This window comes from Ferrovibrio xuzhouensis (assembly GCF_042648965.1).
In the GTDB taxonomy this organism is placed as follows: Bacteria; Pseudomonadota; Alphaproteobacteria; order Ferrovibrionales; family Ferrovibrionaceae; genus Ferrovibrio; species Ferrovibrio xuzhouensis.
Genome location: NZ_JBHRYJ010000003.1, coordinates 355,938 through 376,752, shown reverse-complemented (window position 1 = coordinate 376,752; position 20,815 = coordinate 355,938). Strand labels below are relative to the sequence as shown.

Below are 20,815 nucleotides of genomic sequence, written 5' to 3'. Positions count from 1 at the left end.
TCGGTCAGCCGGGGATCGGTCAGCCGGGGATCGGTCAGTCGGCGATCGGTCAGTCGGCGGCCGGCTGCAGGGGCAGGCGCATTTCCACCACATCGGTGCCCAGGTTGGTGGTGGTGGCCCGGAAGCCGAGCTCCGTCGCCAGATTCCGCATCGCCTGGTTTTCGCGCAGGATGTCGCCGATGATCTCGCGGGTGCCGCGCTGGCGGCAATAGTCGATGATCTTGTGCATCAGGATATCGCCGAGGCCGTGGCCCTTGAAGTCGCTGCGCACCAGCACGGCGAATTCGGCGCGGATGTTGTCCGGATCGGTGATCGCGCGCACCACGCCCAGCGTTTCCGATTGCCCGTCCGGTCCCGGCCGGGTGGCGATGAACGCCATCTCGCGTTCATAGTCGATCTGGGTGAAGCGGGCCATTTCCGAATGCGGCAGGTGGCGCATCGGCGAGAAGAAGCGCAGCCGGAAATCCTCGGCCGAGACACGCTGGACGAAATCGCGATGGGTTGGCTCGTCCTCGGGCCGCACCGGGCGCAGCAGCACGGTTTCACCGCCGCGCAGGGTCACGGTCTCTTCCAGCGCCTGCGGATAGGGCCGGATGGCCAGCCGGTCATGGCCGATGACGCTGCTCGCCGCGATCACCATGCGGGCATCGAGCGCGATCAGGCCCTGGTCGTCGGCGTAGAGCGGATTGATGTCGAGTTCGCGGATTTCGGCGTGGTCAGCCACCAGCAGGGCGACGCGGATCAGCACGGTGGCCAGCGCCGTGCGGTCGACCGGCGGGAAATCGCGATAACCCGACAGCAGGCGGCTGACCTTGGTACGGTCGATCAGGTCGTTGGCCAGATGCAGGTTGAGCGGCGGCAGGGCAACCGCGCGGTCGCCGATCACCTCGACGCCGATGCCGCCCTGGCCGAACATGATCGCCGGTCCGAAGATCGGGTCGGTCAGGGCGCCAACGATCAACTCGTGGGCGCGGGCGCGTCGCAGCATCGGCTGGATGGTGAAGCCGTCGATGCGGGCTTCGGGCCGCTGGGCGCGGACGCGGGCTGCCATGGTCTCGACCGCCGACTGCACTTCGGCCGCGTTGCCGAGATTCAGCGCCACGCCGCCGACATCGGATTTATGCGTGATATCCGGCGACAGGATTTTCAGCGCAACGGGAAACCCGGTCCGGTGGGCGGCGGCAACCGCCTCGGCCGCATTGGTCACCGCCTCGGTGGCGACCGCCGGGATGCCATAGGCGGCAAGAATCCGTTTGCCCTCGATCTCGTTCAGCATCCGCCGCTTCTCGCGCAGGGCGGTCTCGATCACGGCGCGAACGGCGGCATAATCGGGGCGGAAATCCTCAGGCAGGGCCGCCGGCGTCTGCATCAGGCTCTGCATGTTGCGGCGGTAGTCGACCATATGGACAAACGCGCGGGCGGCGGCATCCGGCGTGGCAAAGGATGGCAGGCCGGCGGCAGCAAAGGCCTTGCGGGCGTCACGCACGGCATCGCCGCCGGACCAGCAGGCCAGCACGTTCTTCATGCTGCCGTGCGCCGCCTCGATCACCGCCTGTGCCGGTTGCAGCGACGGGACAATCGCGGTCGGTGCATGCATCACCAGCACGGCATCGACGCCGGGGTCTTCCAGCACGGCATGCACGGCATCGGCATAGCGCTCGCTGGGGGCGTCGCCGATGATGTCGACCGGGTTGCCATGCGACCAAGTCGCCGGCAGCGTCGCGTCGAGCCGGGCCAGCGTGGCGGGGGCGAGGTCGGCCAGCTTGCCGCCATATTCGATCAGCTTGTCGACCGCCATCACGCCGGGGCCGCCGCCATTGGTGACGATGGCAAGCCGCTCGCCGGGCAGCCGGCGGGTGCGGGCCAGCGTCTCGACCGCGTCGAACAGTTCCTCGATGCCGTCCACCCGCAGGATGCCAGCGCGCTGCAGGGCGGCCGAATAGACGTCGTCGCCGCCGGCCAGCGCGCCGGTATGCGAGGCGGCGGCCTGGGCGGCGCGGGCGTTGCGGCCGGACTTGACCGCCACGATCGGCTTGTTGCGGGCGGCGCCACGGGCGGCCGAGATGAACTTGCGCGCGTGCTTGACCGACTCGATATACAGCAGGATGGCGCGGGTCTGCGGGTCGCTGGCCAGATAGTCGAGCATGTCGCCGAAATCGACGTCGGCGGAATCGCCCAGCGAGATGAAGTGGCTGAAGCCGATGCCGTGCTGCTTCGCCCAGTCGAGTACGATGGTACACAGCGCGCCGGACTGGCTGACGAAGGCGAGTTGGCCCGGCTGGGCGCTGGTATGGGCAAAGCTGGCGTTCAGCCGCAGCCCGGGGACCAGCAGGCCGACGCAGTTGGGGCCGAGAATGCGCAGCAGATACGGTTTGGCGGCTTCCAGCATCGCCTGCTGCAGGCTGCGGCCGTCGGGCAGCGTGCCCTGCGACAGGCCGGCGGTCAGCACCACGGCGGCGCGGCAGCCGATCTCGCCGAGCGCCGTGATCAGCTCGGGCACGACCGCGGGCGGCGTGCAGATGACGGCAAGGTCGGGCGCCGCCGGCAGGGCGGCGATGGAGGGAAAGCAGCGCCGCTTCTGCAGCATGCGGTACTTCGGATTGACCGGCCACAGCTCACCGTTGAAGCCGCCTTCGATCAGATTGTTCAGTACCACGGTGCCGACGCGCATCGGCCGCTCGGAGGCACCGATCACGGCGACCGAGCGCGGCGAGAACATCTTGTCGAGATTGCGGACGGTCATGCGGCACCACTATACCGGTTCGGTGTCAGCCGGGTGACGCCATGCCATCAGTCCGGCGACCAGTGCTGCACCCAGCAGGGCGGCGAGAATAGCAGGACTGCCGGCAGGCGTCAGGCCGAGAAGGGCGCCGCAGAGGGCGACACCGCCGAGCCACAGGGCCCTGCCGTCGATCTGCGGCCGGCAATGACGCCAGGATTGCGCCACCAGCACCAGCGTTGTCGTGGTATGGGCAATCAGCAGGGCGGCGGCCATGCCCTCGACCTGCCACAGGCGGGCCAGCGGATAGATCAGGACCAGAAACACGACAAGGCCCAGCAGACTGTTGCCGGTGGCCCAGCCGGTGTGTCCGGTCACCAGGATGCCGGCCGTCAGCGGCGAGCGGACCAGCATCACGGCCTTGCCGAGCAGCAGCAGCGTGAACAACCCGGCCGCCTCGGGCATGGGGCTGTGGGCCAGCAGATCGAACAGCCATGGCCGCGCTGCCAGGATGGCCAGGACGAGCAGGCTGCTCAGGGCGATGGCGAGGCCGGCGGCATGGCCGACGATTCTCGCCGCCAGCGGCCGGCGCAGGGCATGGTGCACGAGGCCGCCCCAGGCCGTGAAGAAAGGCAGCGCCAGCAGGCTGTCGAAGATCGTGGCAATGCTGTTGGCGACGAGGAACAGGCCGGCGGCTTCGATCGAGACCAGGGCAGCAAGCAGGAAGCGGCACAGCGTGTCGAGGCTGTAGCGCAGCATCAGGCTGCCCATCATCGGCAGGCCGTAGCGCAGCAGGGCCTGCATCTGTGCCGGCTGCCAGTGAAACCGCAGGCGGTGCCGCATCAGGGACAGGGTCAGGCCGGTCACCAGGCAGCCGGTGATCAGCTGGGCGGACAGCAGGCCGGTGAGGCCAAGGCCATAGACGGCCACCAGAAGCAGGCTGCCGAGCAGGCTGATCGCCAGCTGGCCGACGGCGATGACGCCGGTCAGCCAGGCCTGCCGTGCCGCCCGCAGTTCGGTCATCAGGATGGTCTGCATCGCCCCGAAGGTCAGCAACGGCACAACCAGCCAGGCCTGCGACAGCGGGACGGTATCGAAGCGGGCCATGATCGTGGCGCTGCTGAACAGCCCCCACAGGACCAATCCGCCGAACAGACTGGCGGCTGCCGCCAGCAACAGGGTGGCGCCGAACAGGCTGGACCGCTGCCCGGCCGGTGCATGGGCATAGTAATAGAGATAGGCGAATTTCAGCCCGAGCAGGCTGAAGGTAATGCCCTGGATCATTGTCGTCTCGACCAGGCTGTACAGGCCGAGATCGGCGGGTGGCAGGTATGCCGTGATGATCGGCAGCAGCACGACGTTGCCGAGGCTGATCAGGCCGAGCGACACCAGGTAGCTGCCATAGTCATGGCGCAGGGCGGCGGCAAAGGCCGGCGGGCCGTCGAGCGCTTCCGGCGCCGCGGGCGCGGCGAGGCGCGGCAGACGCATCAGGGCCTCCGGCCGAGTCGCGGCAGCCGGGCCGGAAGGAATATTGCCGGTGCCGGGCGGCAGGGGATTTCGATTCCGTTAACGCTCATGGCATAACAGTGCCAGAGACAGCCATGTTGCCAGAAGCGATATCTCAGAAAATCCAGCACGCGCTGGTTACGGCCAAGAAGTTGCAGATGGGCGGGTATCTCGCCGATGCGCGCCGGGCCTGCAATCTGGTGCTGAAGCTCGATCCGGACAACGGCGATGCACAACTGCGCCTCGGCCTGATCGCCCGCCAGGAAGGATCTGTCGACGAGGCACTGGCGCTGCTGAAAAGCGCGGTCGCGTGCAAGCCCGGCGACCCGTTCGTCCTGCGGCAGCTGGCCGCTGCGCAGCGCGAGACCGGTCGGCTCGACGAGGCCGAGCGCCTGCTGGATGACGCGCTGTCCGCCGGCATGGTCGATGGTGGCCTGCTGGTGGAACGCGGCCGCTGCCTGATGGATCGCGGGCAGGTCGAAGGCGCACTGCCTCTCTTCGAAAAAGCAGTCCAGCTGTGGCCGGATTACGGACCGGCCCACTCGATGCTCGGCATCACCTACCGGCGGCTCGATCGCCGCGCGGAGGCCTTCGACGCCTTCAGCACGGCGCTGAAATTCCAGCCCGGCGATGTGGCGGCGCTGAACGGGATCGGTAACGAGCACCTCGAGGCCGAAGCCTTCGATCAGGCCATCGCGCATTACTGGCAGGCCCTGGCGATCAGGCCCGACTTTGCCTCGGCGCAGAAGAACCTGGCCTATACCCTCGGGCTGGCCAACCGGCCGGACGAGGCGCGGGCCGCTTTCAAACGCCTACGGGAAATCGCCCCCGACAACCAGGAAGGCCACATGGATTACGGCCTGTTCCTGCTGTCGGTGGGAGACTATGCCGCGGGCTGGGATGAATACGAGCATCGCTGGAACGTGGCCAAGTTCGGCGAACGCGACTGGAGCCTCGGACTGCCGCGCTGGAACGGGATGTCCGCGGATGGCCCGGTGCTGCTGTGGGGCGAACAGGGCATCGGCGACCAGATCCTGTATGGCACCCTGCTGCCGGATATACTGGCGCGCGGTGATACGGCTTTCGTGATCGCGGTGGACGACCGGCTGGTGCCGCTGTTCGCGCGCAGCTTTGCCGATCCGCGCATCCGCATTGTGGCGCGCGGGGCCGCGACTGACGCGGTCGCGCAATGCCCGTTCGGCAGCCTTGGTGCGCTGGTTCGCCAGTCAGCGGCGGATTTCGGCACGGGTATCTACCTCAAGGCCGACACCGGGCTGCGTGACCGCCTGTGCGCCCGCTATGCCGCCCTGGGGCGGCCGGGCGACAAACTTGTCGGCCTGTCGTGGCGCAGTGCCAATGGCCATCTGGGCGACTACAAGAGCCTCAGCCTCGAGGCGCTGCTGCCCCTGCTGCTGCAGCCGGGGTATGTCTGGATCAACCTGCAGTATGGCGAGGTTGCCGCCGAGATCGAACAGCTGATGCAGGCGCACGGTATTGTCGTTCACCGCGATCCCGGGATCGACCCGACGCGCAATCTCGACGGCCTGGCCGCGCAGATCGCTGCGCTGGACTGCGTGGTCAGCAGCAGCAATTCGACAGTGCATATCGCCGGCGCGCTCGGGATGCCTTGCTATGTGCTGCTGCCAGCCGGGCGCGGCCGCATGTGGTATTGGCCGCGGGAAGGCGAAACGAGCCCCTGGTATGCCAGCATCCGGCTGTTGCGTCAGCAGCGGGCCGGTGAATGGGGAGCGGTGGTGGCCGAGGCCGGCCGCAGGCTGGGCGACCATGGCTGAGCAGATCGACAGCGTTGCATCCCGGCTGCAATCGGCGCTGGACGCCCATGATCGCGGCGATCTGGATGCTGCCCGCAAGGGCTATGAAGCGGTGCTGCAGCAGGCGGCGGACCATCCCGATGCGCTGCATCTGCTGGGAGTGATTGCCGACCAGCAGGGGCGGCACGAAGAGGCGGTGGGCCTGATTAACCGGGCGATCGCGCGGGCGCCGCGGATGGCAGTCTATCATGGCAACCTTGGCAATGCGCTGCTGTCGCTCGGACGTGAGGACGAGGCGGAGGCGGCATACCGGATGGCCTTGACCATCGATCCGCGCTTTGCCGATGGTCATGTCAATCTCGGCAATCTGCTGGCCAGTCGCGGCGATGACATCGGTGCGACAAGGCACTACACGGCCGCACTGGAGGCGATGCCGCGGAATGCAGCGGCACATCTGGGACTGGGGCGGCTGCAGATGCGGCGCCGGCAGCCGGGCGATGCCTTGCCGCATCTTGTCGCGGCGGTCAAAGGCCTGCCGTCGGATGCCGTTGCCCGCGATCTTCTGGCCATTGCCCTGCGGTTGCTGGCTAGATATCCCGAGGCCTTGCTGCAGCATCGCAAGGCGATTGCCCTGGCACCGGCGGATCTGCGTTACCGGGAGAATCTGGCCAATACGCTGGCGGCCATCGATACGCCCAAATCCTGTGCCGCAGCCATTGCCGAATTCCGTGCGGTCCTGATGCTGAAGCCGGATCGCATCGAGGCGCTGACCGGCCTGGGCGACCTGTATGTGCGCCTGCAGCAGCCGCAGGACGCGCTCGGGGTTCTGGGCCATGCGCTGCAGGTGGCGCCGGACCAGCTTGAAGCCCTGGCCTGTTACGCGGCGGCCCTGTCACTGGCCGGCCGGATAGACGAGGCGGTGTCCTGTTGCGACCGGCTGGTCGCGTTGTATCCCGATAACAGCATCGCCCTCAGTTACCGCGCCACGACGCGCGAACATGCCGGAGACTACGACGGCGCGCTTGAGGACTATGAGGCGGCTCTGCGGGTCACCGGTGGGCGCAAGCCGGAAATCCTGGCTGATACCGATTTCAAGCGGGTCCTGCTGCTGATGTCGCTCGGCCGGCTGACCGAGGCGTGGCCGCTCTACCGGGCGCGAATGACGGCCCGCAACCCTGACCCGCGCGGTGCGGCCTTCGCTGCGCGACTGCCGGGCTGGGACGGCGTGGTGCGGCCGGGGCAGAGACTGCTGGTCTGGGGTGAGCAGGGGATCGGCGATCAGGTGCTGTTCGGCAGCCTGCTGCCGGGCTTGCTGGAATCCGGTGCCGATATCGTGTTCGGCTGTGATCCGCGGCTGGTGCCACTCTTCGCCCGGTCGATCCCCGGGTTGCGCGTCGAACCGGTCGACGTGCCGGTGGATGCCGCGCAGATCGACCGACTGGCAGCCGGCGCCGATGTGCAGGCCGGACTTGGCGATATCGGTGCCTGGTTGCGCGCCGATCTGCAGGCAGCGCCGCCGCCCGTCGCCTATCTCAAACCGGATCCGGCGCGCGTGACGGCATTGCGGGCGCGGTACGAATCCTTTGGCAGGCGGCATATCGTCGGCATCACCTGGCGCAGCATCAATCGCCGCCTCGGTACCCTGAAAAGCGCGCCGCTGGTCGACTGGCTGCCGGTGCTGAACCGGCGCGACATTCTCTTTGTCGATATGCAGTATGGCGATACGGCCGAAGAACGCCTGCAGCTGAAACAGCAGCATGGCATCGACATCCTGCACGACGACACAGTCGATGCCCTGAACGATCTCGATGGCTATGCAGCACAGGCGGCGGCGCTTGACCTGCTGGTCGGCTGCAGCAACAGCGGCATCCATATCGCCGCCGCCGCCGGCACGCCCTGCTGGGTCCTCGTGCCAAGCGGCCTCGGCCGGCTGTGGTACTGGCATCTCGAGCGTGACGACAGCCCATGGTATCCGCAGGTCCGGCTGTTCCGGCAGCCGGCCGGCGTCGCGAATGACTGGCGGGGAACGATTGCGGCAGTTGCCGTCGCAATGCGCGGGCACCTGCAGGGCAGCGTCGCGTGACGGGCAGTATGAAAAGCCTGCTGCAGGACGGCGTGCGGCGGCATCAGGCCGGCGATCTGGCTGCGGCGCAGCGCTGCTATGAAGCCGTGTTGGCGCAGCAGCCGGACCAGCCCGACGCCCTGCATCTGCTGGGCCTGCTGGCTGATCATCATGGTGACCACCTGCGCGCCATAGACCTGATCGGCCGCGCCATTGCCCAGGTTCCCGATCAGGCGGAATGGCACGGCAATCTGGCGACGGCGCTGCTGGCTGCCGGCCGTCCGGCCGACGCCGAAGTCAGTTATAAACGGGCCGTTACGCTCGACCCGCGCTATGTCGAAGGGCATTACAATCTCGCCAATCTGCTGCGCGGCCGTGGCGATGCGGCCGCTGCGGCAGCCGAATTCGAGATCGCGCTGGCGCTGCAGCCTGGCCACGTGCCGGCCCGCAACAACCTTGCCATGCTGCTGTGGGAGGATCTTGGCGATACCGCCGCTGCGGGCCGTCATTTCCGCCTGCTGCTGGCACTGGCCCCGAATGCGGCCAGTGTGCACATGAATTACGGTCTGTTCCGGCTGTCGGCTGGCGCCTATGCCGAAGGCTGGGTGGAATATGAATGGCGTTGGCGCAACGAAGAATACGACGAGCGCGACTGGGGCCTCGGCCTGCCACGCTGGGACGGCGCAGCGCTGAAGGGTGGCGGCCTGCTGCTGTGGGGCGAGCAGGGCGTCGGCGATCAGATTCTGTATGGCACCATGCTGCGTGATGCCGCGGCGCGCAGCGGTGCGCGGGTGGCCGTTGCCGTCGACCCGCGCCTGGTTGACCTGTTCCGCCGCAGCCTGGCGCCGCATGGCATCACGGTGGTCGCCCGCGGCACGCCGATTGATGCGGCGGCGCAATGTCCGTTCGGCAGTCTCGGTCGCTGGCTGCGGCGGGAGGCCGGGGATTTTGCCGCCGGCGGCATCGACCTGGTGGCGGATGAAACGCGGCGGACGGCACTGCGCGCGCGCTATCAGGCGATGGCCGGCGATCGCAGGCTGGTGGGCCTGAGCTGGCGCAGCACCAATCGCCGCATTGGCGTCGATAAAAGCATTCCGGTGCATGATTTGCTGCCGGCCCTGCGGCAGCCCGGCATCCAGTGGATCAGCCTGCAATACGGCGACTGCGCCGAGGATCTCGCCGCATTGCGCGGGGCTGGCATCGCCATCCACGACGACCCGGCCATCGACGGCTTCCGCGATCTCGACGGCTTTGCCGCCCAGGTTGCGGCTCTCGACGACGTGGTGACGGTCAGCAACACCACGGTGCATGTTGCCGGTGGGCTGGGGGTGCCATGCCGGCTGTTGCTGCCGGCCGGGCGGGGCCGATTGTGGTACTGGCCTGTAAGCGGAAACATTTGTCCGTGGTACCGAAGCGTACGGATTACACGCCAGACACAGGCCGGCGACTGGACGGCTGCCCTCGCGGCCGCAATCGGGCCGTAGAGATTGTTATTTTTATTTATAACTTTCAATATCTTATTAAAAATTCCGCAAGGAGCGCACGTGCCTGCCGGCCGTGACTGGGGTTAAAACCCGATAACACCCCGCGAAAGAGTAACCGGGCATTGCAACTTTGATATTGACCTTGTGACGGCGATCTGCTCTAAAGCGGAAGCTCTCAAAAGAGGGCATAACTCTATTGATCCTAGAACAGGAGTCAGACCATGGCTAATTCCGTCAATACCAACGTTGGTGCGCTCGTCGCGCTGTCGTCCCTCCGGACCACCAACTCCGACCTCGACAAAACCTCCAAGCGAGTCCAGACCGGCTTCAAGGTCGCCGATGCGTCCGACGACGCCGCGGTCTTCGCGGTTGCCCAGGGCATCCGCGGCAACATCAAGGCCTATGCCTCGGTGCAGTCCTCGCTGGCTGCCGGTGAAGGCCTCGGCCAGGTGACCGCCGCCGCGCTGACCGGTATCTCGAACCTGATCGGTGACGTGAAGGCGAAGTTCGCCAACCTCGCCGACGGCTCGCTGACCACCGACCAGCGCACCGTGTATCAGAATGATGTCAACCAGCTGATCGGCCAGATCACCAACTACGTCAATCAGGCGACCTACAACGGCAAGAACCTGCTGAGCGCCAGCACCACCGGCACCGCCGTGTCGTTCGTGGCTGACGTCACCGGCACCTCGCTGACCCTGCAGACGAGTTCGGATCTGTCCTCGTCCGTTTCGAGCTTCTCGAGCCTGTTCACCACCAACTACACCGCGGCATCGAACTACGGTTCGGCGATTGCCGACCTCGGCACCCTGGAGTCGCTGGTCAACTCGATCTCTGCGGCGGTCGCGGCCCAGTCGCGCTCGATCACCCTGCAGAAGGGCTTCGTTGATGACCTGGTCGACGCCACCAAGAAGGGCCTCGGCTCCCTGGTCGACGCCGATGTCGCGGCCGAAAGCGCCACCCTGCAGTCCCTGCAGGTGCGCCAGCAGCTGAACATCCAGGCGCTGTCGATCGCCAACCAGCAGCCCAACACGCTGCTCAGCCTGTTCCGCTAATAACCGAAGCCAGCTTCGGGTACGGGAAGGGGGCCTCCGGGCCCCCTTTCTTTTTGTCCGCAGGCGACCGGATCGCGGCTGGCGCCGGGTTTGCTTGACGACGCCCGCGAACCCGGATAGCCCTGTCGGACGAGTTAACTGACGGAGCGGAGGGCCAAACCCCTCCGGATGCGCGTGCCGCTGATCATTACGCTCAAGGCCGGGGAGAAGTTCATTCTGAACCGGGCGGTGCTGAGCCTGTCGAAGTCGGCGAGCATCATCATCGAGAACAAGGCGTCCTTCCTCCGCGAGAAGCACATCATGCGGCCGGAGGATGTTGATAGCCTGGGGAAGAAAATCTACTATCTCTGCCAGTTGGCATATCTGTGGGAAGAAAAATTCGACGAATATTATCCGCAGATAAAAAGCGCCTGTTTGGAATTCGTTAAGGCTGCCCCGAGTACTCATGCCATCGTAGCCAGCATTGGGGCGGCACTGGTCCAGAAGGACTATTTCAAGCTCCTGAAACTGGCTCGACGCCTGATCGAGGTGGAGAGGAGACTGCTTGATGTCGGGAAAAAATCCTTACCTGACAGCCCAGAACACGCTTGAGACGCCACGGCAGATTGAATACCGCCTTTTCTCCTCGGTGACCCGCGCCCTGATGGATGTCCGCCCGCTCATGGGCAGCGCTCATCCCGCCGAGGTCGCGAAGATCGCCTATGCCATTGGCTGGAACCGCGACGTCTGGAACCACCTGATGCCCGAGGTGCTGGACGAGGCAAACCGCATGACCAAGGACCTCAAGGTCGCGTTGATCAATATCTGCATCTTCGTCAACAAGCATACCGACAAGATCACCCAGGGACAGTCGACGGATGTCGAACCGTTGATTGCCATCAATCGTAACATCATGGACGGGCTGAAATAGCCCGGGGCCTGACGCTGCGGCGGTCTCGATGACGGGGGCGGTTCCGGACTGGCGCCGGCGATTGCAGCAGGCGGTTGACCAGCACCAGCACGGCAACCTGGATGCGGCGATTGCCCTGTACCGCGTGGTGCTTGCCGACCGGCCCGACAATACCGACGCCCTGCATCTGGTAGGCATGGCACTGGAGCAGGCCGGACATCCCGAGCAGGGCCTGCCCTTCGTCGAGGCCGCGGTTCGCCACGATCCGAATGTCTCTGCCTACCGCAACACGCTCGGCACCATCTGCAGGGCGCTGGGCGACCGCCCGGCCGCGCAGGTGGCCTATGCTGCGGCCGTGGCCATCGACCCTGCGAATGCCGAAGCCCACAACAATCTCGGCCTGCTGGCGCAGGCGGCGGCTGAATGGGATGCTGCCAGAGAGCATTTCCGGGCTGCATTGCAGGCCGATCAGGGTTATGTCGCCGCCCGTTTCAATCTGGCCTCGACCGAATGGCAGGCCGGCCGCATGGCGGAGGCGCTGCCTGCCTTGCACAGCATTCTGGCGTCAGCCCCCGGCTTTGCGCCACAGGTGCTGAATCTCGCAAAACGCAGCCTCGCGGCAAAAGATAGTGCCGCCGCACGGCAGCTGGCGGACCTGCTGGATGGCTATGATCTTCCGGCGGCCGAACGCCATGTGCTGCGCGGCGGCATCGCCGTGGCCGAAGGCGAAGCCGCCGCCGCCGAGGAAGCCTGTCGCGCCGCTCTTGCCATCGATCCTGGACATGCGGTTTGCCTCGGCTTGCTGAGCAAGCTGCTGCTCGATCGCGAGGCCTATGCCGAGGCGATGCCGCTGCTGGAGCGTCTGCATGGTCTCCAGCCGGACGACCTTGCCGCGGTGTCCGCTCTCGGCTTTGCCCTGACCCGTCTCGGCGCCAATGACAAGGCGCTGCCGTTCCTGCAGACCATGGCGGCACGACGGCCAGACGAGCCTGGCCCCTGGGCCGACCTTGCCCTGGTCTATGCCAGGCAGGACAGGCTCGAGGACGCCTGTGTGTCTTACCGCAAGGCCATCGCCCTGGATCCGGAGCGGACGGAGCTTTATGCCAATCTGTCCGGTCTGGAGGCACGCCGTGGCGACCTCGATGCCGCCGAGGCCATGTGCCATGAGGCGCTGGCGCGCGATCCGGCCTTGCCGGCGGCACGCGGCAACCTCGCCAATATCCACGGGCTGCGCAAGCAGTTCGATGAGGCCGAAGCCCTGTATGCGGCGGTGCTCGCCGACCATCCTGACGATGCGACCAGTCACAACAACCTCGGGATCATGCGCCTGCGGCAGGAACGCTACGCCGAAGCCTGGCCGCATTATGCCTGGCGCTGGAAAAGCGATGGATGGACGACGCCTGATGGCAGCCGTGGCCTGCCGCGCTGGGATGGCCGGCAGCCGCCGCCTGGCCGCCTGCTGCTGTGGCGCGAGCAGGGCGTCGGCGACGAGATTCTCTACAGCAGCCTGCTGCCCGACCTGGCGGCGACGGGGGCGGAGCTGGTGGTTGCGACGGACCGGCGCCTGGTGCCGCTGTTTGCCCGCTCGTTCCCGTTCCTGCAAGTCGTGGCCGACGACGCGAGTCTGGATCCGATGCGATTGAACCTTGCCTGCCAGCGCCCGCTCGGCGATCTCGGCGGCCTGGTGCGGCCCGACAAGGCCAGCTTCGCCAGCCAGCCTGCCGGATATCTGCGTGCCGAACCGCATCTGCGCGACCGGCTGCGGGCGCGCTATCGCGCCAGCCTGGCGCCGCAGGATCTGCTGGTCGGCGTCGCCTGGAGCAGCCGCAACGCTGCCAATGGCCGGGCCAAGTCGCTTGCGCTGGCCGATATGGCGCCGCTGTTCAGCGAGCCCGGCCTGCATGCCGTGTCGCTGCAATATGGTCAGGTGGCGGAGGATATTGCACAGGCGCAGGCGGCGACCGGTCTGTCGGTACGGCATGATCCGGAGATCGATCCGCTGGCGAGCATCGACGACCAGGCCGCCCAGATTGCCGCTCTCGACCTCGTGGTTACGATCAGTACGGCCGCAGCCCATCTGGCCGCCGGGCTCGGCCTGCCGACCCTGATCCTGCTGCCCGATGAACGGGGTGTGCTGTGGTACTGGGGCCACCAGGGGACACGGACCCCCTGGTACGACTCTGTCCGCATCTGTCGCAGCGAGCCGGGTGAGGCGGTCGCCGTGCTGCTCGACCGGGCCCGGCCGATCTGGCAGGAGATGGTCGCCGCCGCCCGGCAGCGGGCTGTCGCGCAGGGGTAACGATCTGCTAGTATAGGCCCAACAGGGTTTCTGCTTTTTTAGACGGTTTAGCTTTCGGTAACCAAATTATGCGAAGAGAAGGTGGCAGAATAACGCGCCACGACTGGCAAAAGAGGGGGCATTCCCAATGTCGATGACGGAAGAAGAGCAGAGCAAGGTCACCCGCGAATCCTTCGTCGCGACCTGGGAAGCTCTGGTGAATGGCGGGATCAACCGCGAAGTGGTGGCAGCCATTGCGATGAGCATGGCGCTGGCCGAGCTGACCTCGATTTTCGGCAAGGCGGTCACCGCCCATGGCCTCGAGAAGCTGCCGGATACCATCCGCTCGGGCGCTTTCGACACCTAGTAACAGGCGGCCGGCTTAACGCCGGCGCCGGTTAGCCAATAAAAAAGCCGGTCCGCATGCGGACCGGCTTTTTGTTCGTGGCGGAAGCGGCGGTCAGGCCTTGATGTCGATCTGGCCGCCGACACCGGCAGCGGTCGGCGCCGATGCCTTGGTGATCTGCTTGATGTTCTCGAGTCCGGCGCTGACCGCGCTGAGCACGGCAAGCTGCGAGTCGCGGGCCACTTTCAGCCCGACGAGATACAGTTGCTGCTTGACGCCCGTTGCTTCCACGGATGGCTCCTTAATTCCGCCTTTACTATAACCGATCTGGCCGCCCGGGCAAAGTCTGCAGATGCGGCTGAGCCGCATATCCTGGCGCGCCGGTGCAATCTGGCAATATAAGAAATATCAATAACTTATGGCGATGCGCTCCGGCGATCTGCCGGCGCGGACGCTTGACAGGACCGGGCCGCCGCTTATGACTGGCGCGACATTTTCGCCGGTCCCCGGCGCTGACAGACAGCAGGAGCGTTCGACTATGAGCCGTGCCTATGTGTTCCCCGGCCAGGGCAGCCAGGCCGTCGGTATGGGGCGCGAGCTGGCCGAGGCCTTCGCCACCGCACGGCAGGTTTTCGAAGAGGTGAATGACGCCCTGTCGCAGAAGCTGTCGGTGCTGATGTTCGAGGGGCCGGAAGCCGACCTGATGCTGACCGAGAATGCCCAGCCGGCCCTGATGGCGGCCAGCCTGGCCGTGGTTCGCGTGGTCGAGAAGGACTTCGGTGTCGATCTCGCCGCCAAGGGCCAGTATGCCGCCGGCCACTCGCTGGGCGAATACTCGGCGCTCTGCGCCATGGGAGCACTGTCGGTGGCCGATACCGCGCGCCTGCTCAAGCTGCGCGGCCAGTCGATGCAGAAGGCCGTGCCGGTGGGCGAAGGCGCGATGGCGGCCCTGCTGGGCGCCGAACTCGACCTCGCGCAGCAGGTGGTGGCCGAGGCAGCCGAAGGCGAGGTGCTGGGCTGTGCCAACGACAATGGCGGCGGCCAGGTGGTGATCTCCGGCCAGAAGACCGCGGTCGAGCGCGCCATCGAGGTGGCGAAGACCAAGGGCGTGAAGCGCGGCATGCTGCTGCCGGTCTCGGCGCCGTTCCATTGCGCACTGATGCAGCCGGCGGCCGATGCCATGAATGAGGCGCTGGCGAAGGTGACGATGACTGTGCCGCGTCTGCCGGTCGTCTCCAACGTGACCGCCAGGGCGGAATCGAATCCGGATGCGATCCGCAAACTGCTGGTGCAGCAGGTCACCGGCCTGGTGCGCTGGCGCGAAAGCATGCTGTGGCTGAAGGCGCAGGGCGTTGCCCGGATCGCCGAGCTCGGCTCGGGCAAGGTGCTGGCCGGACTGATGAAGCGGATCGACAAGGAGGTCGAGCCGGTCAGCGTCGGCACGCCGGCGGAACTGGAAGCCTGGGCGAAAAGCCTGTAAGCAGCAGCCGACCACGTTCAGCGTTCAAGGAGAGACGGGATGTTCGATCTGACCGGCAAATTCGCGCTTGTCACCGGTGCCACGGGCGGGATCGGCAATGCCATTGCCGAAGCGCTGCATGCCCAGGGTGCCACGGTGGCGCTGTCGGGCACCCGTGAAGCCGTCCTGCAGGAACTGGCCGGCAAGCTCGGCAGCCGCGTCCATGTGGTGCCCTGCAATCTCGCCGATGCGGAAGCGGTGAACGGCCTGATCGGCAAGGCCGAGGCCGCGATGGGCCAGGTGGACATCCTGGTCAACAATGCCGGTATCACCCGCGATGGCCTGGCCATGCGCATGAAGGACGAAGACTGGCAGACCGTTCTGGATGTCGATCTCACGGCGGCCTTCCGGCTGGCGCGGGCCTCGCTGAAGGGCATGATGAAGCGCCGCTGGGGCCGGATCATCAGCATCACTTCTGTGGTCGGTACCACCGGCAATCCGGGCCAGCTCAACTATGCCGCCGCCAAGGCCGGTCTGACCGGCATGACCAAGTCGCTGGCCCAGGAAGTGGCCTCGCGGAATATCACCGCCAATTGCGTGGCGCCGGGCTTTATCCAGACCGCCATGACCGATGTGCTGACTGACCAGCAGAAAGAGGCGATTTCCCAGAAAATTCCGGCCGGCCGACTCGGTCAGGGTCCGGAAATCGCTGCCGCCGTGGTTTATCTGGCCTCGGATGAAGCCGCCTACGTGACCGGCCAGACCTTGCATGTGAATGGCGGTATGGCCATGATTTAAGCCGGAAATCCGGCGTAGAATCGGTGCTTCGGCTTCGGCAGAACATCTTGGAAGCGTGGGGTTTCTATGGTAAGGGAGGCCCCCATCTGCCGGCTGCCCCCGTTTCGGTACGGCGCAGGCAGCCACAACCACAAGGACTTTGGAAATGAGCGACATTGCTGAGCGCGTGAAGAAGATCGTCGTCGAGCATCTGGGCGTCGAAGAAGAGAAGGTTACCGAGACGGCCAGCTTCATCGATGACCTGGGCGCGGACAGCCTGGACACGGTCGAGCTGGTGATGGCGTTCGAAGAGGAATTCGGCGTCGAGATCCCCGACGATGCCGCCGAGAAGATCCTGACCGTCAAGGACGCGATCGACTTCATCAAGGAGAAGTCGGCGTCGTAAGCCCGCTGACGCCGCCGCCAGTTATCCGCTCCGTTTCTGTCAGAAAGGTTTCGCCATGCGTCGTGTCGTCGTCACCGGCCTCGGCCTGGTAACGCCGCTTGCCTGTGGCGTTGAAGCGACCTGGACCCGTCTGATCAATGGTGAATCGGGCCTCGGCCCGATCACCCGTTTCGATGCCTCCGAAATGCCGGCGCGGATCGCCGGCCAGGTGCCGCTGAAAGCGGATTTCCCGGATCGCAGCGACGCCTTTGATCCCGAAGAATGGATGGAAGCCAAGGAACGCAAGCGCGTCGACGATTTCATCGTCTACGGCTTGGCGGCGGCAAAGCAGGCCGTGAAGGATTCCGGCTGGGTGCCGGCCGACGAGGAACAGCGCTGCCGCACCGGCGTGCTGATCGGCTCGGGCATCGGCGGCCTGAACGGTATCGAGGAAGCGGCGATCACGCTTAAAGAGAAGGGCCATCGCCGCATCAGCCCGTTCTTCGTGCCGGGCCGCCTGATCAACCTCGTTTCCGGTCATGTTTCCATCGAATACGGCTTCAAGGGTCCGAACCATGCGGTAGTGACGGCCTGCTCGACCGGTGCGCATGCCATCGGCGATGCCGCCCGCATCATCATGTGGGACGATGCCGATGTGATGGTCGCCGGTGGCGCCGAAGCGACCATCGGCCCGCTCGGTGTGGCCGGCTTTGCCGCCGCCCGTGCGTTGTCGACCGGTTTCAACGACAACCCGAAGGCCGGCTCGCGGCCGTGGGACCAGGGCCGTGACGGTTTCGTCATGGGCGAAGGTGCCGGCGTCGTCGTGCTTGAGGAACTCGAGCATGCCAAGCGCCGCGGCGCGACGATCTATGCCGAAATCGTCGGTTATGGCATGTCGGGCGACGCCTATCACATCACCGCGCCGCACGAGAGCGGCGATGGCGCCTTCCGCTGCATGCAGATGGCACTGAAGCGTGCCGGGATGCAGCCCTCCGAGATCGATTACGTGAATGCGCACGGCACTTCGACGCCGCTGGGCGACGAGATCGAGCTGAAGGCAGTAAAGCGGCTGTTCGGCAATGCCGTGGCCAGCCTGTCGATGTCCTCGACCAAATCGGCGATCGGCCATCTGCTGGGGGCTGCTGGTGCCGTCGAGGCGATCTTCTCGACGCTCGCGATCAAGACCGGCATCGTGCCGCCGACCTTGAACCTCGAGAATCCGAGCGAGGCGACCGAGGGCATGGATCTGGTGCCGCTCAAGGCCAAGCAGCGCGAGGTGCGCGCCGCCCTGTCGAATTCCTTCGGCTTCGGTGGCACCAATGCCTCGCTGGTGCTGAAGCGCTACGACGCTTAAATTTCCGCGATGAAAAGCCTCCTGCGCGCGCTGCTGGCGATTGTGCTGGTGGCGGCGCTGGCCTGTGGCGGAGCTTACGCCTGGTTCCTGCACTGGCTGGATGTGCCCGGCCCGTCACAGCAGAATGTCACCCTGATCGTGCCGCGCGGTGCCCATGTCGGGCAGATCGCCAGACTGCTGGCCGATGCCGGCGTTGCCGGCGATGCCCGACTGCTTGAGCTTGCCGCCTGGCAGACCGGGCTCGGGCCGCATCTGAAGGCCGGCGAATATGCCTTTGCCCCAGGCGAGACGCCGCGCGCCGCGCTGGAACGGATCGCCGCCGGTCGTGTGGTGGTGCATCACCTGACTATCCCCGAGGGCCTCAGCACGTTTGAAATCCGCCGGCTGGTTTCCGGCGATGCGGCTTTGTCAGGCGACTGGCCCAAGGAGGCGGTGCCGGAAGGCAGCCTGCTGCCCGAGACCTACAACTTCATCCATGGCGATACCCGGGGCGAGTTGCTCGCCCGCATGCGCAAGGCCCAGCAGGACCTGCTGGCGCGACTGTGGCCGGAGCGGGCGGCCGATCTGCCGCTGGCCAGTCCCGAGCAGGCGGTGATCCTGGCCTCCATCGTCGAGGCGGAAACCCCGCTCGCCGCCGAGCGGCCGCGGGTCGCCGGCGTCTATCTCAACCGCCTGAAGCGCGGCATGAAGCTGCAGGCCGATCCGACGGTGATCTACGGCATCACCCATGGTGACCCGGAACAGCAGCGGCCGCTGACCCGCGCCGATCTCGGGCAGGACACGCCGTGGAACACCTATGCCAATGCCGGCCTGCCGCCGACGCCGATCAACCATCCGGGGCGGGCCAGCCTGGCCGCCGTGCTGCAGCCCGAGCAGAACGACTTCCTGTATTTCGTTGCCAACGGCAGGGGCGGCCATGTCTTTGCCGAGACCTACGACCAGCACCTGCGCAATGTCGCGGCATATCGCGCCAGCCAGAAACGCTAGGCGTCAGTCCTTGCGGGGCGTGCGGCGCAGCAGCCGGTCGAGCAGCGGATAGGGCAGCAGGCCGGCCAGGCGCACCAGCGCCAGCATCTGCCAGGGGAAGGCGATGCGGCCGCGGTTGCGCTGCAGGCCGGTGCGGATGATGCGCGCGGCCTTTTCGGTATCCATCAGGAAGGGCATCGGGAACTTGTTGCGGGCGGTCATGCGGCTGACCACGAAGCCCGGGCAGATCGCCGAGACGCGGATGCCTTCCGGCGCCAGCCGGCCACGCAGTTCCTCGGCATAGGTGCGGGCGAAATGCTTGGTCGAGGAATAGGGCACGGCCCCGGGCATCGCCAGCAGTCCGGCGATCGAGGCGACGATGCCAATCTGGCCGCCGCCCTGTTTTACCATCACGGGGATGGCCGGGTTCACCGTGTTCAGCACGCCGTCGATATTCACGCCGGTGATGCTGCGGACGTAAGCGTCGAAGTCATCCCAGGTCCTGAAGCTGCCCGACACCCCGGCATTGGCAATTACCAGATCGAGCCGGCAGCGTGCCGCGGTTTCCTCAACCAGCGCTTTCATGGCGGTAGCATCGGTGACCGGTACCGTGCGGGCCTCGACCGTGGCGCCGCTGGCCCGGCAGGCGGCAGCCACCGTTTCGAGGCGGGCGGCGTCGCGACCGGTCAGCACCAGCAGGATGCCGGGCGCGGCATAGAGGCGCGCCAGCGCTTCGCCGATGCCACTTGAGGCACCGGTGATCAGGATGCCGGAAAGCGATTGTCCTGCCATGTCTTAGCCTCGACCCCCTGTGGATTTGCCCCTATAGTGCGGGCCAAATTAACACCCTTGGGGGACTCGTGTCGCTTGTCAGCATGACTGGTTTCGCCCGCGTCGACGGACGTGCGGTTGGAAAGTCCTGGATCTGGGAATTGAAATCCGTCAACGGTCGCGGCCTCGAACTGCGGTTCCGTCTGCCGCCGGGGTTTGACGGCATCGAGGCGGAAATGCGGGCGCTGGCGCAGTCCAGGCTGGTGCGCGGCAATGTCACCCTCAACCTGCAAATCGCCGAGACGACCGACGCCGCCCCGGCCTACCGCCTGAATGAGACCTTGCTCGACCAGTTGCTGGCGCTGGGTGCAAGGCTGGAAGACCGCGGCATCGGCGCGCCACGGCTGGACGGCCTGCTGGCAGTGCGCGGTGTGGTCGAACCGATGGCGACGCTGGAGGACGAGGGCGCCCGCAAGACGCTTGAGGCCGCGCTGAAGCAGAATTTCGCGCAGGCGCTCGACCGCCTGGTCGAAAGCCGCGCCGCCGAGGGCACCAAGCTGGCGGCCCTGATGACCACGCAGCTCGACGAGATCGCGACCCTGGCCGGGCGCGCCCGCGAGGTCGAGGCGGTGCGGCCCGAGGCCCTGCGGCGCCGGCTGCGCCAGCAGCTTGATGATCTGCTGGCGCTGAGCCCGCCGGTCAGTGAGGACCGTCTGGCGCAGGAACTGGCGATCCATGTCACCCGCCTTGACGTGCGCGAGGAGCTTGACCGGCTGAATGCCCATATCGAGGCGACCCGGGCCCTGATCGGCGGCGGCGATAGCCGCGGGGTGGGCCGCAAGCTCGATTTCCTCGCCCAGGAATTCAACCGCGAAGCCAACACGCTCTGCTCCAAGGCCTTCGATGCGGGACTCACCGCCATCGGCCTCGACCTCAAGCTGGTGATCGACCGGCTGCGCGAGCAGGCCCAGAATATCGAATAGCGACGGACC

At 66.3% G+C, this 20,815-nt stretch carries 18 protein-coding genes; 14 read left to right on the top strand and 4 right to left on the bottom strand.

Annotated elements, in window-relative coordinates:
• Positions 1-49 precede the first annotated feature (49 nt).
• Both ACFOOQ_RS15540 and ACFOOQ_RS15535 read right to left on the bottom strand, forming a co-directional pair.
• Entirely contained in the window at positions 50-2,743 is a 2,694-nt protein-coding gene (locus ACFOOQ_RS15540) for a bifunctional acetate--CoA ligase family protein/GNAT family N-acetyltransferase (protein WP_379728308.1), read from the bottom strand.
• Between the two features lie 9 nt (positions 2,744-2,752).
• Positions 2,753-4,207: a lipopolysaccharide biosynthesis protein gene (locus tag ACFOOQ_RS15535; protein ID WP_379728306.1), complete on the bottom strand. Its 1,455-nt coding sequence runs from the start codon at positions 4,205-4,207 to the stop codon at positions 2,753-2,755.
• Positions 4,208-4,383: 176 nt separating this feature from the next.
• Between ACFOOQ_RS15535 and ACFOOQ_RS15530 the strand changes: the two genes are divergently transcribed.
• The 8 genes from ACFOOQ_RS15530 to ACFOOQ_RS15495 all read left to right on the top strand — a co-directional run bounded on the left by ACFOOQ_RS15530 (position 4,384) and on the right by ACFOOQ_RS15495 (position 14,132).
• The gene (locus ACFOOQ_RS15530) at positions 4,384-6,018 is read left to right on the top strand and encodes a tetratricopeptide repeat protein (RefSeq protein ID WP_379728304.1); all 1,635 of its coding nucleotides are present in this window, start codon (positions 4,384-4,386) and stop codon (positions 6,016-6,018) included.
• Entirely contained in the window at positions 6,011-8,080 is a 2,070-nt protein-coding gene (locus ACFOOQ_RS15525) for a tetratricopeptide repeat protein (RefSeq protein ID WP_379728302.1), read from the top strand. Before ACFOOQ_RS15530 ends, ACFOOQ_RS15525 begins: the two co-directional genes overlap by 8 nt.
• The gene (locus ACFOOQ_RS15520; protein ID WP_379728300.1) at positions 8,077-9,543 is read left to right on the top strand and encodes a tetratricopeptide repeat protein; all 1,467 of its coding nucleotides are present in this window, start codon (positions 8,077-8,079) and stop codon (positions 9,541-9,543) included. The genes ACFOOQ_RS15525 and ACFOOQ_RS15520 overlap by 4 nt, the downstream gene beginning before the upstream one ends.
• A 221-nt stretch (positions 9,544-9,764) precedes the next feature.
• A complete protein-coding gene (locus ACFOOQ_RS15515; protein WP_379728298.1) occupies positions 9,765-10,598 on the top strand; it encodes a flagellin in 834 nt (277 codons plus the stop codon).
• Between the two features lie 174 nt (positions 10,599-10,772).
• Positions 10,773-11,189 (top strand): flagellar biosynthesis repressor FlbT, encoded by a 417-nt coding sequence (locus ACFOOQ_RS15510; RefSeq protein ID WP_379728296.1) that lies wholly within the window; start codon positions 10,773-10,775, stop codon positions 11,187-11,189.
• Entirely contained in the window at positions 11,146-11,508 is a 363-nt protein-coding gene (flaF, locus tag ACFOOQ_RS15505) for a flagellar biosynthesis regulator FlaF (protein ID WP_379728294.1), read from the top strand. Before ACFOOQ_RS15510 ends, flaF begins: the two co-directional genes overlap by 44 nt.
• 28 nt (positions 11,509-11,536) lie before the next feature.
• Positions 11,537-13,786 (top strand): tetratricopeptide repeat protein, encoded by a 2,250-nt coding sequence (locus tag ACFOOQ_RS15500; RefSeq protein ID WP_379728292.1) that lies wholly within the window; start codon positions 11,537-11,539, stop codon positions 13,784-13,786.
• Between the two features lie 127 nt (positions 13,787-13,913).
• The gene (locus ACFOOQ_RS15495; RefSeq protein WP_379728290.1) at positions 13,914-14,132 is read left to right on the top strand and encodes a hypothetical protein; all 219 of its coding nucleotides are present in this window, start codon (positions 13,914-13,916) and stop codon (positions 14,130-14,132) included.
• A gap of 93 nt (positions 14,133-14,225) precedes the next feature.
• Here the strand turns inward: ACFOOQ_RS15495 and ACFOOQ_RS15490 are convergent, their stop codons facing one another.
• Positions 14,226-14,402 (bottom strand): hypothetical protein, encoded by a 177-nt coding sequence (locus tag ACFOOQ_RS15490; protein WP_379728288.1) that lies wholly within the window; start codon positions 14,400-14,402, stop codon positions 14,226-14,228.
• A 247-nt stretch (positions 14,403-14,649) separates the two neighbouring features.
• Here ACFOOQ_RS15490 and fabD point away from each other — a divergent pair, with 247 nt between their 5' ends.
• The 5 genes from fabD to mltG all read left to right on the top strand — a co-directional run bounded on the left by fabD (position 14,650) and on the right by mltG (position 19,073).
• Positions 14,650-15,591 (top strand): ACP S-malonyltransferase, encoded by a 942-nt coding sequence (fabD, locus tag ACFOOQ_RS15485; RefSeq protein WP_379728286.1) that lies wholly within the window; start codon positions 14,650-14,652, stop codon positions 15,589-15,591.
• Positions 15,592-15,630: 39 nt separating this feature from the next.
• Positions 15,631-16,368 (top strand): 3-oxoacyl-[acyl-carrier-protein] reductase, encoded by a 738-nt coding sequence (fabG, locus tag ACFOOQ_RS15480; RefSeq protein WP_379728284.1) that lies wholly within the window; start codon positions 15,631-15,633, stop codon positions 16,366-16,368.
• A 145-nt stretch (positions 16,369-16,513) separates the two neighbouring features.
• Entirely contained in the window at positions 16,514-16,753 is a 240-nt protein-coding gene (locus ACFOOQ_RS15475; RefSeq protein WP_379728282.1) for an acyl carrier protein, read from the top strand.
• Between the two features lie 55 nt (positions 16,754-16,808).
• A complete protein-coding gene (gene fabF, locus ACFOOQ_RS15470) occupies positions 16,809-18,086 on the top strand; it encodes a beta-ketoacyl-ACP synthase II (RefSeq protein WP_379728280.1) in 1,278 nt (425 codons plus the stop codon).
• Between the two features lie 9 nt (positions 18,087-18,095).
• The gene (gene mltG, locus ACFOOQ_RS15465; RefSeq protein ID WP_379728278.1) at positions 18,096-19,073 is read left to right on the top strand and encodes an endolytic transglycosylase MltG; all 978 of its coding nucleotides are present in this window, start codon (positions 18,096-18,098) and stop codon (positions 19,071-19,073) included.
• A 3-nt stretch (positions 19,074-19,076) separates the two neighbouring features.
• On the opposite strand, the gene ACFOOQ_RS15460 is transcribed toward mltG, so the two are convergent.
• A complete protein-coding gene (locus tag ACFOOQ_RS15460; protein WP_379728276.1) occupies positions 19,077-19,844 on the bottom strand; it encodes an SDR family NAD(P)-dependent oxidoreductase in 768 nt (255 codons plus the stop codon).
• An 83-nt stretch (positions 19,845-19,927) separates the two neighbouring features.
• On the opposite strand from ACFOOQ_RS15460, the gene ACFOOQ_RS15455 reads away from it, so the two are divergent.
• On the top strand, positions 19,928-20,806 hold the full coding sequence (locus tag ACFOOQ_RS15455; RefSeq protein WP_379728274.1) for a YicC/YloC family endoribonuclease: 879 nt from the start codon (positions 19,928-19,930) through the stop codon (positions 20,804-20,806).
• Positions 20,807-20,815: the final 9 nt, after the last annotated feature.